Below are 15427 nucleotides of genomic sequence, written 5' to 3'. Positions count from 1 at the left end.
AGGCTTGACCAGCGCGATCACACGGAAGCGTGGACGCGCAACGGGACGTGGCGCAGCTTGGTAGCGCACTTGACTGGGGGTCAAGGGGTCGCAGGTTCAAATCCTGTCGTCCCGACGTGAAGCAACTGGGCAGAGGCCGTACCGGAACATACCGGTACGGCCTCTCGGCTGTGTCCGCACCCGCCCCGGGAGGGGTCCCGGGGCGGGCGCGGACACTGGTCGGTACGCCCGCCGCCATCGCCTACGGCGTGCAGGACGCGTCCGAACCGGCACACTGGATGGTGTTCGACCTGGGCGGCGGCACCTTCGACGCGGCCCTGATGAGCAAGCCCGACGGTGAACTTCAGCCAGCACGCCGGCGACCCTATCTGGGCGGAAAGCTCACCGACTGGGGTCCTCGTCGGCGACCTGCTGGCCCCCGCGGTCCGGCGGGACCTCGGCCTCGCCGACTTCAACCGCAACAACCGCGGCCGCTGGCGCAAGAACTTCGCCAAGCTCAAGCCGGAGGCGGAGAACGCCAAGTTCGCGCTGTCCCGCGCGGGTTCGGTCGAGCTCGCCGTCGACCTCGACGACGGCAGCGGCGGCACCGAACCCTTCGGATACACCCTGACCCGCGGCGTCCCCGACGACCTGGCGCTGCCCTTCTACACCCGCGCGGTCCGCCTGCGCCGCGAGGCGCTGGCCGACAGCTCCCTGCGCCCCGACCACATCGACCGCCTGCTCCTGGTCGGCGGCGCCACCCTCAGCCCCGGCCGGCGCGAGCTGCTCGAGGCACGTGACCGAGGCCGTGCGGCGACCCGCCGGGCGGAAGCGGCCGAGGCACTGGCCCGCGCGCTGCGGGCACCGGGCATAAGGCCACAGGCCCACGGCGCTTCCGTGGAAACCGCCTTCGCCGACGGACTGTTCTCCGAGGGTGCACTCCGTCCGGCGCCGGCCGGCTCGCGGTCCTCGGCGAACGCCTGGCCGGACGAAGGCCGCACGTCGAGATCCACGGCCACGCGGCCACCGTTCCCGGTGCCCCGACCGGCGGCGGGTCCGTCGTCTCCCTGTGGCGCGCCCTCATCGCGGCCCGCGAGCTGAGCGACGCCACCGGCATGCCCCTCACCGCCTTCACCACGGTCAGCGCGGACCAGCGTGACGCGCCGTACGCCGAGCCCGTGAAGAACCGGACGGTCACCGTGGTCATCACGCCCACCCGGCCGACGGCTCCGGAAAGGCCGGGCCCGCTTCCTCCCCCGAAGAAGCGGGCCCGGCGGGCTGGGACGTCACCCGGGTGTCCGAGCGACACCGTCCCCCGACGGTGACGTCCTCAGCCGCCCCCGGCGCCGGACTGTGGCCGCGGCGCCCGGGTGCCTGTGAGCCGCGCGGTCACCAGCACATGACCGCCGTCTCGCCCGCACCCCAGGAGGAGTACAGGCGCACCCGGACGACATAGCGGCGGCCCTTGACGAAACGGGCCTTGATCGTGGCGTTGCGGGGTGTGCCCCCGTCGTCGTGTCCGGCGAGGTAGCGGGGCTTCCCGTCCCGCACCTCGAATACCACGACGACGACGTCGCTGTCGCCGAAGGTGCCCACGGTGTACTCGCGGGTCTCCGGCGGGTCCAGGCGGAAGTCGGCCTGCTCGCCCGGCCCCAGCCCGAGCGGCACCGAACGGAACGGCACCAGGGGGCCCGGACGGCCGGTGGGCGGGTACCAGCGCAGGGCGAACTCCTTGTCGGCGGCGGAGAGGGTGCCGGGCGGGTGCAGGCCCGAGCGGTAGTGCTCGGGCTCCAGTATCAGTCCCGACGGGAAGGGGTACTCCATGATCGACTGCGGGTCCCAGACGGGGCCGTTGGCCTCGTCGCCGTCCAGCTTGCGCAGGATGTTGTGGAAGGTCCGCTCCCGGCTCCAGTGGTTCGGCGGGCCCGCCAGCTCGGCGTAGACCGCCTCGTCGTCCCAGAGGATGCCGGCGTACGGGCTCTGGTGCTCGTGCAGCATGCCGAGCGCGTGCCCGATCTGGTGCAGGGCCGTCGCACGCTCCCCGGGCGCGGTCAGGTCCCAGCCGAAGTTCATCGTGCGGTCGTTGAGACCGACCCCGAGCGCGTCCTTGCCCACCGCCGACCACGACCCGTCGCCGGGCTGGAAACCGATGCGCAGCTCGGCCTCCGAGCGGTCGCCGACCTCGGTGAGGACGAGCCCGATGCCGAGGTCCCGCCACTCCCGGAAGCAGTCGCGCACCACGTCCCGCTGCTCCTCGGTCCCCACCCACGACCCCCGCCGCGGACGTCCGGTGCCCGGCATCGGAACGACGGAGGAGTCCGTGTCCCCGCCGAGGAAGCAGTAGTGCAGCACGGTGCCGTTGACCCACATCCGCTGCCCGCCGACGAGCGCGGCGAGGCGCGCGGCGGCCAGTCCCGGTGCGAACACGGGATCCGGCTGCCGCGCCAGCGAGCAGTAGCGTGCGGTCATGGCCACCAGAATGCCGTCCGCGAGGCTGCGGGCGCCTGAGTCGAGGGGTACTCAAGTCGCCCTGTATCAGGGATGAGTATGCCGACTCATGTTGTCGTGACGACTTCTGAGCGGGACGTGAGGACACTCGGGGCGCCGTGGCCGTTCACCGGGCGGGCGGACGAACTGGAGCTGGTACGCCGGTCGGTGACCGCCGGACGCGGCGGCATCGTGGTGACCGGGCCGGCCGGCTGCGGCAAGACCAGGCTGGTGACCGAGGCGGTGCGCGGCACGGACTGCGCCAGGGCGGCCGGGACGCCCGAGACCCGGGACATCCCCTTCGCAGCCTTCGCCCACCTGCTGCCCGAGACGGTCACCCTGCACCGGGCGGTTCAACTCCTGTCCGGCGCACGGCTGCTGATGGTCGACGACGCCCACCTGCTCGACGCCGCCTCCGCCGCCCTCGTGCACCAGCTCGCCGTACACGGCCGCACCCGGCTCCTGGTCGTCGCCACGGAGGGCGTGCCCGTACCGGGCGCGGTGTCCCGGCTGTGGTCCGGGGAACTGCTGCCGCGCTTCGCCCTCCGGCCGCTGCCCCGCGAGGACACCGCCGAACTGCTCACGGCCGGTGCGGACGTCGCCCTGGAGCCGCTCACGGCCGGCCGGTTGCACCGCCTCGGCGGCGGCGACCTGCGGCTGCTGCGCGAACTGCTGACCGCCGTGCGCGAACGGGGTTCGCTCACGCCGGTACCGGGCACGGACCGGTCGGCCTGGCGGGGGCCGGTGCCGGTCACCGAGGCCGTGCGGGAGCGCACCGCCCACGTCCTGGACCGCGCCCGCCCCGAGGAGCGTGAGACGCTCGAACGCCTCGCTTTCGCGGAACCGCTGCCCCTCGACCTGGAGGACTTCGACGTACGCGTCCTGGAGTGCCTGGAGGCCGAGGGCCTGGTCGCCGTGGACGACCACGGCGCCACACGTCTCACCCATCCCCTGCACGGCCCGGTGCTGCGGGCCGCCGCGGGCCGGCTGCGGGCACGGCGCCTGGCCCGGACGCCCGACCGGTGCGAGCCCGCCCTCGCGGCGGAGGCGGCGGCCCTGGCCCGCCGCATCGAGCAGGCGGACGTACGGGACCCGGTGACGCCCGTGGGGGAGTGGCTGGTGGCCGAAGGGGTGCCGCTGCCCGCCGGGTACGCGGCACTGCGCGCCCGGTTCGCCCGGCTCGGCGGACGGTTGGCCGAGGCGGCGGTCTGGGCCGGCGAGGGCCTGCGGACCAGCCCGCGGGACCCGTCCTGCCGCGACGAACTCGCCCTGGCCGCGGCCCAGTCGGGCGACGCGACGGCAGGGGGCGAGGAGCGGGCCGTACACCCCGCGGCGGTCGCCACCTGGGCCGCCGCCGCGCGCGGCGACCTGGACGAGGCGGTCCGCTCGGCCGCCGCGGGCGACCCGTACGACGCCGTCCGGCTCGGCGTACCCGAGCGGGCGGCCGGCCGGCTGACCGGCGTCTTCGCCGCGCACGCCGACGCCCTCGCGCGGGGCGACGGACCCGCGCTGGACGAGGTGGCCGGGCGACTGGAGCGGCGTGGCTTCCTGCTCTTCGCGGCCGAGGCGCACGCCCAGGCGGTCCGCGCCCACCGCGACCCGAGTGCCGCCCGCACCGCCCGCACCCGTGCCGCGGCCCTCGCCCGGCGCTGCGAGGGGGCCCGCACCCCCGCACTGTCCGGGCTGGTGCTCGGCGAACTCACCGCCCGCCAGCGGCAGATCGTCACGCTCGCCGCCGCCGGCCTGAGCAACCGGCAGATCGCGGAGAGACTCACCCTGTCCGTCCGCACCGTCGGCAACCACCTCTACGGCGCCTACACCCGCCTCGGCGCCGGCGACCGCGGCGCCTTGACCTGGCTCATGGAGCTGCCCGAACCCCAGCCCGCGTGAGGAACGGGTGTGCGTGGCCGCGCCCTGCGTCACGGTGCCCGGGGCGCCCGGCGGCCGTGACCACGGGCTCGCGACGGGGCGTCCGGCGCGGCGGCACACTACGGGGGGCGGGTGGGGGCCGGGAGGGGGCCGTCATCACGGGACGGCAGGCGGGCCGGGAGGGGGACGGTCATCAACAAGGTGGCAGGCGGGGCCAGGGCGGCGGTCATCACGGGGAGCCCGGCCGCCTTGTGGACGGCGGTGACCACGGGTGCCCGGCCGGACGGCCCCGAGGGCGCGGGTCGTCGCGGGGAGATCGGCCGGCCCCAGCGGGGGGCGGCCGACTGCCGGAAGTCCGACCGATCCGTGTGCGGCGGTCCCGGTGGGGCCCGGACACCTCGAAAACGGCGGTCATCGCGGAGCGTCCGGCCGTCCCCGGCACGAGAGCACCACGAGGCGTCAAGCCGCCCCGAACGCGGAGAACGCCCACCCCGTCGCCTGGTGCACCGCGTCGCCCGGCAGGGCCGCCCGCGCGTCGCGCAGCGCCTCCGCGAGGGACAGCCCCGCGTCCAGGCCCTTGTGCAGGGCGAGCATCAACGGCACCACCGCCGCGTCGTTGACCGGCGCGCTGCACGCCACCACCCCGGCCGTGCCCAGCGGCAGCAGCGCGGTGACCAGCCCGAGCAGCTCGTCCGCGCCCACCGAGGCGAGGCGGGCGGTGTCGCAGCAGGACAGGATGATCCGGTACGGGCTGCGGTCCAGCCGCTCGAAGTCGTGCACGATGAGCGGCCCGTCCGCCATCCGCAGCGAAGAGAACAAGGGACTGTCCGCCCGGAACGTGCCGTGCGCGGCGATGTGCGCCAACGCCGCCCCGTCCAGCTCCCGCAGCACCCGGGGCACCCGCGCCTCGTCCCCCTCCAGCACGGTGGGCCGGCCGGCGGCCCGCGACTCGTACACGTCGTCCGGCTCGGGCCCCCGCCCGCCGTCGCCGTCCGCGCAGGCCGCTTCCCAACCCCGCTGGGTGGGTGAGGACGCCGACACCGCACCGCCCCGCGCTGGGTACCGGTCCGCGAGCTCCGTTACCTCGGCGCCACCGCTGGCCAGCCCCGGACCGCGTACCAGGACCTGGCGTCCGCCGGGCGGCGGGGCGGTCTCCTTGGCCCGGAGCCAGCTGCTCGCCGACGGGGAGACGCTCAGGACCCGCTCGCGCAACGCGGGCAGCAGGGCCCACGGCACGCGGTGCAGCCGGCCGGGGGGTACGACGACGACCGGTCCGTTGCCGAGGTGGGCCGCGGCGGGACCGAGGAGGAGTTCCTGGAGACGGGCACCCGCCGCCTCCACCAGAGGAAGCCGGGCCTCGCCGCCGGGGTGGGCCAGCCGCCGCAGACCGGCCTGCACGTGCTCGGCCTCCCGCTCCGCCTCGGCCAGCAGCCCGGCCTCGAACCGCCGCACCCGTCCCTGCCCGCACAGCAGTACGTGCACGCGCCCGTCGAGCACGGCCAGTTCCACCAGACGCAGGTCGTCACCGAGCCGCTCCAGCAGACGGCCGACGTCGAACCTGTCGCCGTCGCCGGAACCCTCGCCCCGCATGTGCAGGGTGCGGGAACGGATCTCCCGTTCCAGGCGCCGCTGTTCGCGTTCCAGCGCGGGGGCGGGACGGCCGCCGTCCGTGCGGGCCTCGTCCGCGCGGGCGGCCAGTTCCCGGAACGCCGTCATGGTGCTCAGCAGCACCGGATCGGCCGGGGGACGGGTCGGCGGCGCCGACAGCACCGTCGCCCGCCAGCGCTCGCTCCACACCAACAGCCGCCGCGGCCCGCCCGACACCAGGCTCGCCCGCTGCGCCAGCGCGGCCAGCTCCGCGCCCTGCGCGGTGGCCCGGGCCCGCAGTTCCGAGGCGCCCAGCGTCATCCGGTGGTCGTCGAGGACGTCCAGGCCCCGCCGGCACGCTTCCAGCACGCCCCGCGCCGAACCCGCCGCCCGAGCCCGCAACGCCTGCGCCGCCCAGCCCGTCATCCGCGCGAGCGGCGGCCCTCCGTGCCGGCTGCGCGCGGCGACGGCCAGATGCCGTTCCGCGTCCGCCGTCCAGCCGAGGTCCAGCGCGATCCGGCCCGCCAGCAGCGAGGCCTCCGGCGCGGCCGGTGCCCCGAAGGCGGCCAGCCGTTCCGCCACCGCCGCCGCGTCCGCGACCAGCCGGCCCGAGGCGCGCCCCGTCGCCGTCCGCGCCTCCAGCAGCACCAGCCGAGCATGCGTCTCGTACCAGGAGCGCCGCTGCCCGGCGAACAGCCGCACCGCGAGGGCCGCGCGGGCCAGCGAGGTCTGCGGGTCACCCGCCAGCCGGGCCGCCCGCGCCGCCACCAGCAGCAGTTCCGCCTTGCGGGTGGACTGCCCGCCGATCCCGTCCAGCGCCGAGATCGCCCCGTCCGCCTCGGCCAGCGCCTCCGTGGCCAGCCCCGCCGCCATCAACACCTCGCAGCGCCGGATGGACAGCATGAACGTCGGCGTACCCAGCTTCCCGTACCGCTCCTCCGCCTCGTCCAGCAGCCTGAGCGCCGCCGGCACGTCACCCGACCGGAACGCCGCCAGCCCCCGGCTCTCCACCGCGTCGGCCTTGTCGTGCTCCTGGCCGGTGGTGTCCCACAGCGCCTCCGCCGCCGTGAAGTCGGCGTCCGCCCGCTCCACCGCGCCGAGCGCCAGATGCACGGTCGCCCGCAGGGTCAGCGCCCGCGCCGTCCAGATCACGTCGTCGGCCTGCCGCAGCACAGGGACCGCCCGCCGTACGTCCTCCAGCGCCTCGCCGTGCCGCCCCAGCACCCACCAGACGTACGCCCGCCGGTACAGCACCCGCGCCCTGGTGTGCCCGGTGCCGCGCGCCACCCCCCGCTCGAACGCGGCCAGACCCTCCCGGGTGCGCCCGGCGTGCACCAGCGCCACCCCGAGGGTGGCGAGGACGTCCGCCTCCCGCTCGGCCGAGTCCGCGCGGGCCGCGAGCTCGCGGGCGCGCCGCAGATGCGCCAGCGCCCGCCGGGTGTCGCCGAAGTCCCGCTGCCAGATGCCGATCACCTGATGGGCGACCGAGGCGTGCAGCGGTGAGGGATCGGCCCCGAGCAGCTCCTCCGCCCGGGCCAGCGCTTCATTGGGGGCGGCGAACACCATCGGCAGCAGTTGGAGAACCGAGTCGCTTCCCACTGTCACCCCACGGATGGTAGTGGTCCGGAACCACGCCCCACAGGTTCGGGTCTGTATCAATCAGCCGTCCTCGGACTCTGATTGACGACTGCCGCCACCACCGTGGCCACGACCGCCGTCACACCGCCGCCTCAGTGAGGACACGCCATGGCACCACAGAGATTCCGCGAGCAGTTCGACCAGATCCAGCGCTCGATGCCGGACGTCCCGCTGGTGATGGGGCCGGACGACTCCGCCGAGTTCTTCTACGAGAAGGGCGTCGTCCTCGCCCGCGACGGCGACGAGGCCCGCCTCGTCGAGGACACCGTGCGCGACCACTTCACCACGATGGCCGGCCTGACCCCGGACCACGTACGCCGGGCGAGCCCCGAGACCAATCGCACCGGCATCACCCGCATCCAGGTCGGAGACCCCGGCGAGGGCGACGGCGGCGGCGACCCGAACGTCGCGCACGCCCTGCGCTCCCTGCGGACCATGGAGGGCCGCGCGGGCCGCCGGCTGATCAGCCGCAACCACGTCGTCTCCATCGCCGTGAACGCCTGCCCCGGCGACGAGCCCGTGCCCGTCCCGCTGAGCGAGCCGCCGAACCCGGCCGCCGCCGACACGTCGTACGACGAGGGGACCGCCGTCGGCGTCCTCGTCATCGACACCGGGCTCATGCACGACTACCGCTCCTGCCCGCTGCTGGCCCACACCGACGGCGACGCCCAGCTCAGGGAGTGCGACGAGGACGGCATCCTCCAGCAGTACGTCGGCCACGGCACCTTCATCGCCGGGCTCGTCGCCGCCGTCGCCCCCAACACCCACGTCACCGTCCGCAACACCCTCAACGACGCGGGCGCCATCCTGGAGTCCGAGCTGGGTGAGAAGCTCTTCGAGGCCGTCGACCGCGACGGCTGGCCCGAGATCCTCAGCCTCTCCGCCGGCACCTCCAACGGCCGCACCGACGGACTGCTCGGCGTGCACGCCTTCATGGAGGAGCTGCGCGACCAGCGCACCCTGCTGGTCGCCGCCGCCGGCAACAACGGCAGCGCCACACCCTTCTGGCCCGCCGCCTACGCCGAACTCCCCGGCTGGGAGACGTCCGTGCTGTCCGTCGGCGCGCTGCGGGCCGACGGCGAGTTCGGCGCCTGCTTCAGCAACCACGGCGGCTGGGTCAAGGCCTACGCCCCCGGCGAGCGCCTCACCAGCGTCCTCACCGGCTTCGGCACACCCGTGCCGTACGTCTACCAGCACTCCACCTACGACACCTGCCGCTACGGATTCGGCTACGCGTGCACCTGCCAGTACCCCCGGCACAGCGGGGTGCTCAGCGAGCCCGGCGAGGCCCCCGCCAAGCCGGACCAGGTGATGTTCGAGGGACACGCGCAGTGGAGCGGCACCTCCTTCGCCACCCCCGTCGTCGCGGGACTGGTCGCCTCGCACATGACGGAGACCAAGGAACGAAACCCCCGCGCGGCCCGCAAGCAGCTGCTCGCCGCCAACACCGAGTACGCGGAGGTGCGCGGGGCGCACGTGCCGGCGCTGCTGCCGCCCACCTGGCGACCCGTCCCCGTCGAGGTGCCGGCCGGCGGGGCGTGAGCGGCCCGATGACCGCCGGAACCACCCACTCCACGGCGTACGATGGCGTGTCGTACACGAGGGGTGGGACCGTGGACCGTGCAGATGTCGGGGTGCTCGTCCAGTTGGCCGCCGACGGGGACGCGGCGGCCTGGAAGTCGTTGGTGGACGGGCTGGGCCCGCTGGTGTGGTCCGTCGCGCGGTCGCACGGGCTGTCCGACGCCGACGCGCACGAGGTGTACCAGATCGCCTGGTTCCGGTTCGCCCAGCACCTGGGGCGGATCCGCGAACCGGAGAAGACCGGTTCCTGGCTGGCGAGCACGGCACGGCACGAGTGCCTGAAACTGCTGAGGGCGTCGAAGAGGTGGACACCGACCGACGACCCGCAGCTGCTCGACCGGCCGAGCGAGGACCGTACGCCCGAGGAGTCGGTGCTCGACTCCGAGGAGGCCGCCGCGCAGACCGAGCGCGTGCGGCGGCTGTGGCAGGAGTTCGAGGAACTGGGCGAGCGGTGCCGCCAGTTGCTGCGGATACTGATCTCCTCGCCACCGCCCAGCTATCAGGAGGTGTCCGCCGCGCTGGGAATCGCGGTGGGCAGCATCGGGCCGATGCGTCAGCGCTGCCTGCGCCGGCTGCGGGCCCGGCTAGAGGCACGGGGGACGACGACATGAGCGGCATGCACCACGACGGCTTCGAGGACGACAGGGACGACGGGGGTGGCGGGGCCTTCACGGACGACGAACTCGGCACCGACCTCCTGGAGGAGGAGCTGCGGCAGGCCGCCGCGATCCTGGACCCGGTCCCGGCCGAGCTGCGGCGGATCGCCGTCGACGCCTTCGCGCTGCACGACCTGGACGCCCGCGTCGCCGAGCTCACCTTCGACTCGCTGGTCGACGCCATCCCCGTCAGGGGAGCGACGGACCCGCCGCGGATGCTGACCTTCCAGGCGGACGAGATGACCGTCGACGTCGAGGTGACGGCGGACGGCCTGATCGGCCAGGTGCTGCCGCCGGGGCCGACCCGCATCGAGGTCCTGAGCGGTCCGCGGGCCCCCGCCCGGCTGACGGCGGACGAACTGGGCCGGTTCACGGGCGAGGCACCGCCCTCCGGCCCGTTCGCGCTGCGGCTGCGGACCGGTGAGGGCGTGGTCGTGACGGAGTGGCTGCGCGCCTGAATCCGCCGGTCTCACAGGTGCAGGGCAGGGTGCGCGGCCCGCGGATCATGGTCTTGCGGCGCCGCTCGACCTGCTCCGCCCGAACCGCGAGGCGCAGCCCCGGCAGCCGCTCCAGCAGCGTGTCGACGAGCAGCTCGGTCTGCATCCGGGCGAGGACGGCGCCCGTGCAGTGGTAGTGCACATTGCCGAAGGACGGTCCCGGTCGGGGGCGATCCGGTCCGGGCCGGGGTAGACGTCCGGATCCCGGTCGGCTCCAGGTAGGAGACGTACACGGGGTCACCGGCGCTGATGCGCACCCCGTGCACGTCGACGTCCAGGGCGATGCGGGCGAGCCCCACCGAGGTGCGGTGCGGATCCAGCGCAGCAGCTCGTCCAGGGAGGCGCCCCGCACCTCGGGGCGGTCGTCGCGCATCCGGACCAGCAGCTCCGGCGGGTCAGCAGCACGGACAGCACTGGCCCGACGTGGTGCGTGACTGCCTGGCCGCCGATCTGCAGTGGCCCGGCGAGGCCGACCGCCCGAAGCACGGATCGCCGGGATGGCCTTGCACGTCCTCGTAGCGGGTGGCCGGCCACGCCCAGCCCTCGCCGTGCGGCGGCCGTACGCGGGTCAGCGGCCCCTCGCGCATGAGGTCGGCCAGGACCGGGTCGAACCGGGGCCCGTCCAGGTCGAGGGCGGGTCAGTCCCATACCGGGGGCGGGGACTGACCGGCCGGCGTGGTGGTCCCCTGCGTCATTCAGCAATCCTCGCCGCGCGCCCGGCGGCTGTCGCGCGGGAGTGCTGCAGGCGGTGGGCGGTGCGCGGTGGGCCTGCGGGGCGGTGGCGTCCGGTCAGCCCGACACGGCGTCGACGAGCGATGCCAGCGACTCCGCGAGGCGGGGGAGCCCGGGGCCGGCCGGTCCGCCCGGCTCGGTCATGTAGGTGTCCCGGCGGATCTCCACCATCAGTGCGCCGACGTCGGCCCGCTTGCCGTAGAGGTCCAGCGGCACGTACGTCCCGCTGAACGGGCTGTCCAGCCCCGTCTCCCCGCACGGCGCGAACGCCTCCCGGGCCGCGGCGAGCAGTTCGGGCGACGTGTGGAAGCCGTCCGTGCCCAGGCAGACCGGCGGGCGCGGACCCTCGCCGTGCAGCTCGTAGGGCAGCGGCTCGGTGGGGTACGAGTGCACGTCGACGATCACCGCCCGGCCGGTTACGGCGAGCCGGCCCGCGACCGCCTCGGTCATGGCCCGCGCGTACGGGCGGAAGTACCGCTCGATCAGCGGCTCCGGGTCGGTGCCGTCGGGCCGCAGGATCTCGCGGTGGGTGGTCCGCGTGTACACGGCGCCCATCCCGACGGCCGTCATCTCCTCCCGGTCGTCCGTGAACCGCTCGGGGTCGACGACCAGCCGGGACGCCCGGTTGACGAACCGCCAGGGGGTGAGGCCGGCCAGGTCGGCCGCCGCCTCGGCGATCTCCGCGGTGTGCGAGTCGGTGATGTGGTCCAGTTCACGTTCCAGCGCGGCGTCGTCCAGGACGATGCCCGCGCGGACGTCGGCGGGGATGTGCCGTGAGGAGTGCGGCACGTGGAGGATCACGGGGGACGCGGGGGCGCCGGAAACGAGTTCGAAGGACGCCATGAGGCTGCTCCGTGAGGACGTGAGACGTGAGGACGTGGAGACGGGACGAGACAGACGGGCACCCCGCCTCCGCAGCGGAGACGGGGTGCCGCTTGCCTCGGGGCCGGAGGACTAGGCGAGGGACGCCAGCGCCTCGTTCCAGGTGGCCGACGGGCGCATGACCTCGGCGGCCTTGGCCGGGTCGGGCTGGTAGTAGCCGCCGATCTCGGCGGGCTTGCCCTGGACGGCGTTCAGCTCGTCGACGATCTTCTGCTCGTCGGCGGTCAGCTTCTCGGCGAGCGGGGCGAAGGCCTTGGCCAGGTCCGCGTCGTCGGTCTGCTTGGCCAGCTCCTGCGCCCAGTAAAGGGACAGGTAGAAGTGGCTGCCGCGGTTGTCGATGCCGCCGACGCGACGGGTCGGGGACTTGTCCTCGTTGAGGAAGGTCGCCGTGGCTCGGTCGAGGGTGTCGGCGAGGACCTTGGCCTTGGTGTTGCCGGTGGCCGTCGCGTACTGCTCCAGGGACGGGACCAGCGCGAAGAACTCGCCGAGGGAGTCCCAGCGCAGGTAGTTCTCCTTGACCAGCTGCTGCACGTGCTTGGGCGCGGAGCCGCCGGCGCCGGTCTCGAACAGGCCGCCGCCCGCCATCAGCGGGACGACCGACAGCATCTTGGCGCTGGTGCCCAGCTCCAGGATCGGGAAGAGGTCGGTCAGGTAGTCGCGCAGCACGTTGCCGGTGACGGAGATGGTGTTCTCGCCGCGGCGGATGCGCTCGACGGACAGCTTGGTCGCCTCGACCGGGTTGAGGATCCGGATGTCCAGGCCCTCGGTGTCGTGCTCCGGCAGGTACGTCTTGACCTTGGCGATGAGGTTGGCGTCGTGGGCGCGGGTCTCGTCCAGCCAGAAGACGGCCGGGTCGCCGGTGGCGCGGGCGCGGGTGACGGCCAGCTTCACCCAGTCGCGGATCGGGTCGTCCTTGGTCTGGCAGGCGCGGAAGACGTCACCGGCGGACACGGCCTGCTCGATGAGGGCGGTGCCGTTCCGGTCGACCAGGCGGACCGTGCCCGTGGTGGGGATCTCGAAGGTCTTGTCGTGGCTGCCGTACTCCTCGGCCTTCTGCGCCATGAGGCCGACGTTCGGCACCGAGCCCATGGTGGAGGGGTCGTAGGCGCCGTTGGCGCGGCAGTCGTCGATGACGGCCTGGTACACGCCGGCGTAGGAGGAGTCCGGGATGACGGCGAGGGCGTCGTGCTCCTGACCGTCCGGGCCCCACATGTGGCCGGAGGTGCGGATCATGGCCGGCATGGAGGCGTCGATGATGACGTCCGAGGGCACGTGCAGGTTGGTGATGCCCTTGTCGGAGTCGACCATCGCCAGCTCCGGGCCCTCGGCGAGCTCGGCGTCGAAGGAGGCCTTGATCTCGGCGCCCTCGGGCAGGGACTCCAGGCCCTTGTAGATGCCGCCCAGACCGTCGTTCGGGGTGAGGCCGGCCGCGGCGAGGGTCTCGCCGTACTTCGCGAAGGTCTTCGGGAAGAAGGCGCGCACCACGTGGCCGAAGATGATCGGGTCGGAGACCTTCATCATCGTGGCCTTCAGGTGCACCGAGTACAGGATGCCCTCTGCCTTGGCACGGGCGACCTGCGCCGTCAGGAACTCGCGCAGCGCGGCGACGCGCAGCACGGAGGCGTCGACGACCTCGTCCTTCTTCACCGGCACGGACTCGCGCAGCACCGTGGTGGTGCCGTCGTCGCCGACCAGCTCGATCCGCAGCGCGCCGTCCTCGGCGATCACCACGGACTTCTCGGTGGAGCGGAAGTCGTTCTCGCCCATGGTCGCCACGTTGGTCTTGGACTCGGGGGTCCAGGCGCCCATGCGGTGCGGGTGGTTCTTGGCGTAGTTCTTCACCGAGGCCGGGGCGCGGCGGTCGGAGTTGCCCTCGCGCAGGACCGGGTTGACCGCGGAGCCCTTGACCTTGTCGTAGCGGGCGCGGATGTCGCGCTGCTCGTCGGTCTTCGGGTCGTCCGGGTAGTCCGGCAGGGCGTAGCCCTGGGCCTGCAGCTCGGCGACGGCGGCCTTGAGCTGCGGGATGGAGGCCGAGATGTTCGGCAGCTTGATGATGTTGGCGGCGGGGGTCTTGGCCAGTTCGCCGAGCTCCGCGAGGGCGTCCGGGATGCGCTGGTCCTCGGTGAGGTACTCCGGGAACACGGCGATGATCCGGCCGGCCAGCGAGATGTTGCGGGTCTCGACGGGGACACCCGCCTGCGAGGCGTACGCCCGGATCACCGGCAGGAACGAGTACGTCGCCAGGGCCGGGGCCTCGTCAGTGTGTGTGTAGATGATGGTCGAGTCAGTCACCGGGTGCTCCGCTCCACGTCTGCAACATTGCTCGACATCAAGATATCTCGTGATCGACCTCGGCTCGACAGGGGTCGTGCGGAGATTCCGGACAACCGGCCGCGCGACCCCGGTGGAACGGGCGAGCGCTCACGGGTGAGCGGTCACAGGTGCGAAGGAGCGCCTTCGCCCGTGCGCTGCTGGGGGAACGCCGCGCCGCCCTGCTGGAGTGCGACCGTTCGGGCGGGCGCCGGGATGCGGATGCCCTCCGCGCGGTACCGCTTGTGCAGGCGCTTGATGAACTCGTGCTTGATCCGGTACTGGTCGCTGAACTCGCCGACGCCCAGGATGACGGTGAAGCCGATCCGGGAGTCGCCGAAGGTGTGGAAGCGGACGGCGGGCTCGTGGTCCGGCACGGCACCGGCGATCTCCGTCATCACCTCGGCGACCACCTCCATGGTGACCCGCTCCACGTGGTCCAGGTCGCTGTCGTAGGCGACGCCGGCCTGCACCAGGATGGTGAGCTTCTGCTCGGGCCGCATGAAGTTGGTCATGTTCGACTTCGCCAGCTGCCCGTTCGGGATGACGACCAGGTTGTTGGACAGCTCACGGACGGTGGTCTGCCGCCAGTTGATGTCCTCGACGTAACCCTCCTCACCGCTGTCGAGCTGGATGTAGTCACCGGGCTGCACGGTCTTGGAAGCCAGGATGTGGATGCCCGCGAAGAGGTTGGCGAGCGTGTCCTGCAGGGCCAGCGCGACCGCCAGACCGCCGACGCCGAGGGCGGTGAGCATCGGCGCTATGGAGACGCCCAGTGTCTGGAGCATCACCAGGAAGCCGATGGCCAGCACCAGGACGCGGGTGATGTTGACGAAGATCGTGGCCGACCCGGCGACACCGGAACGGGACGTGGTCAGCGTCCGCACCAGACCGGCGATCACCCGGGCCGCCGAGACGGTCGTCACGAAGATCAGCAGGACGGTCAGGACCTGGTTGACGTTGTGCTGCACGGTCCGCGTCAGCGGCAGCGCCGCCGCGGCTCCCGCCACGCCGCCCGCGACCGCAGCCCAGGGCGCCACCGTGCGCAGCGCGGCCACGATCACGTCGTCGCCGCTCCAGCGGGTGCGCCCGGCGTGCCCCGCCAGCCAGCGCAGCAGCACGCGCAGCAGGAACGCCGCCACCAGGCCGGCCGCCAGCGCGATGCCGGCCGGCACCAGATGGTCCATGGTCAGGTCTTCCGTCACCGGT

Annotated in this window: 10 protein-coding genes, 1 tRNA gene and 1 pseudogene; 6 read left to right on the top strand and 6 right to left on the bottom strand. The window is 73.6% G+C overall.

What is annotated here, in order from left to right:
- The first annotated feature begins 41 nt into the window (after positions 1 to 41).
- Together IE142_RS28835 and IE142_RS28830 are read left to right on the top strand one after the other, a co-directional pair.
- Positions 42 to 115 (top strand) — tRNA-Pro (locus IE142_RS28835).
- A 221-nt stretch (positions 116 to 336) separates the two neighbouring features.
- A complete protein-coding gene (locus tag IE142_RS28830; RefSeq protein WP_268252984.1) occupies positions 337 to 1080 on the top strand; it encodes an Hsp70 family protein in 744 nt (247 codons plus the stop codon).
- 288 nt (positions 1081 to 1368) lie between these two features.
- On the opposite strand, the gene absR1 is transcribed toward IE142_RS28830, so the two are convergent.
- Positions 1369 to 2448: a beta-glucuronidase AbsR1 gene (gene absR1 / locus IE142_RS28825; protein ID WP_191888459.1), complete on the bottom strand. Its 1080-nt coding sequence runs from the start codon at positions 2446 to 2448 to the stop codon at positions 1369 to 1371.
- Between the two features lie 72 nt (positions 2449 to 2520).
- Between absR1 and IE142_RS28820 the strand changes: the two genes are divergently transcribed.
- The gene (locus tag IE142_RS28820; protein ID WP_191888458.1) at positions 2521 to 4356 is read left to right on the top strand and encodes a LuxR family transcriptional regulator AbsR2; all 1836 of its coding nucleotides are present in this window, start codon (positions 2521 to 2523) and stop codon (positions 4354 to 4356) included.
- A gap of 438 nt (positions 4357 to 4794) precedes the next feature.
- On the opposite strand, the gene IE142_RS28815 is transcribed toward IE142_RS28820, so the two are convergent.
- On the bottom strand, positions 4795 to 7488 hold the full coding sequence (locus tag IE142_RS28815) for a CHAT domain-containing protein (protein ID WP_229830962.1): 2694 nt from the start codon (positions 7486 to 7488) through the stop codon (positions 4795 to 4797).
- A 180-nt stretch (positions 7489 to 7668) separates the two neighbouring features.
- Between IE142_RS28815 and IE142_RS28810 the strand changes: the two genes are divergently transcribed.
- Genes IE142_RS28810 through IE142_RS28800 form a run of 3 tightly spaced genes read left to right on the top strand, consistent with a single transcriptional unit; the run spans position 7669 to position 10255 of the window.
- Positions 7669 to 9102, top strand: coding sequence for a S8/S53 family peptidase (locus tag IE142_RS28810; protein WP_191888456.1), 1434 nt, complete (start codon positions 7669 to 7671; stop codon positions 9100 to 9102).
- A gap of 8 nt (positions 9103 to 9110) precedes the next feature.
- Positions 9111 to 9752, top strand: a complete 642-nt coding sequence (locus IE142_RS28805) for an RNA polymerase sigma factor (RefSeq protein WP_191888455.1) — start codon at positions 9111 to 9113, stop codon at positions 9750 to 9752.
- 5 nt (positions 9753 to 9757) lie between these two features.
- Positions 9758 to 10255 (top strand): hypothetical protein, encoded by a 498-nt coding sequence (locus IE142_RS28800; RefSeq protein WP_229830959.1) that lies wholly within the window; start codon positions 9758 to 9760, stop codon positions 10253 to 10255.
- 13 nt (positions 10256 to 10268) lie between these two features.
- On the opposite strand, the pseudogene IE142_RS37030 reads toward IE142_RS28800, so the two are convergent.
- The 4 genes and pseudogenes from IE142_RS37030 to IE142_RS28785 all read right to left on the bottom strand — a co-directional run.
- A pseudogene (locus IE142_RS37030) lies at positions 10269 to 10920 on the bottom strand (cytochrome P450 family protein); the annotation flags it as partial.
- 163 nt (positions 10921 to 11083) lie between these two features.
- Entirely contained in the window at positions 11084 to 11869 is a 786-nt protein-coding gene (locus tag IE142_RS28795) for an N-formylglutamate amidohydrolase (RefSeq protein WP_191888453.1), read from the bottom strand.
- A 111-nt stretch (positions 11870 to 11980) separates the two neighbouring features.
- Positions 11981 to 14200 (bottom strand): NADP-dependent isocitrate dehydrogenase, encoded by a 2220-nt coding sequence (locus IE142_RS28790; protein WP_191888452.1) that lies wholly within the window; start codon positions 14198 to 14200, stop codon positions 11981 to 11983.
- A gap of 143 nt (positions 14201 to 14343) precedes the next feature.
- The gene (locus IE142_RS28785; RefSeq protein ID WP_370466431.1) at positions 14344 to 15405 is read right to left on the bottom strand and encodes a mechanosensitive ion channel family protein; all 1062 of its coding nucleotides are present in this window, start codon (positions 15403 to 15405) and stop codon (positions 14344 to 14346) included.
- Between the last annotated feature and the right edge of the window lie 22 nt (positions 15406 to 15427).

It is taken from the genome of Streptomyces mutabilis (assembly GCF_014649815.1).
GTDB classification, from domain to species: Bacteria; Actinomycetota; Actinomycetes; order Streptomycetales; family Streptomycetaceae; genus Streptomyces; species Streptomyces mutabilis.
Note: the sequence above shows the minus strand (reverse complement) of the source record. Positions and strands in the feature narration are given on the sequence as shown.

Excerpts from the sequence above, each read along its gene's own strand:
- IE142_RS28795 (WP_191888453.1), bottom strand. The coding sequence starts at position 11,869 with ATGGCGTCCTTCGAACTCGTTTCCGGCGCCCCCGCGTCCCCCGTGATC.
- IE142_RS28785 (WP_370466431.1), bottom strand. The coding sequence starts at position 15,405 with ATGGACCATCTGGTGCCGGCCGGCATCGCGCTGGCGGCCGGCCTGGTG.
- IE142_RS28805 (WP_191888455.1), top strand. The coding sequence starts at position 9,111 with ATGACCGCCGGAACCACCCACTCCACGGCGTACGATGGCGTGTCGTAC.
- absR1 (WP_191888459.1), bottom strand. The coding sequence starts at position 2,448 with ATGACCGCACGCTACTGCTCGCTGGCGCGGCAGCCGGATCCCGTGTTC.
- IE142_RS28820 (WP_191888458.1), top strand. The coding sequence starts at position 2,521 with ATGAGTATGCCGACTCATGTTGTCGTGACGACTTCTGAGCGGGACGTG.
- IE142_RS28815 (WP_229830962.1), bottom strand. The coding sequence starts at position 7,488 with ATGGTGTTCGCCGCCCCCAATGAAGCGCTGGCCCGGGCGGAGGAGCTG.
- IE142_RS28800 (WP_229830959.1), top strand. The coding sequence starts at position 9,758 with ATGCACCACGACGGCTTCGAGGACGACAGGGACGACGGGGGTGGCGGG.
- IE142_RS28810 (WP_191888456.1), top strand. The coding sequence starts at position 7,669 with ATGGCACCACAGAGATTCCGCGAGCAGTTCGACCAGATCCAGCGCTCG.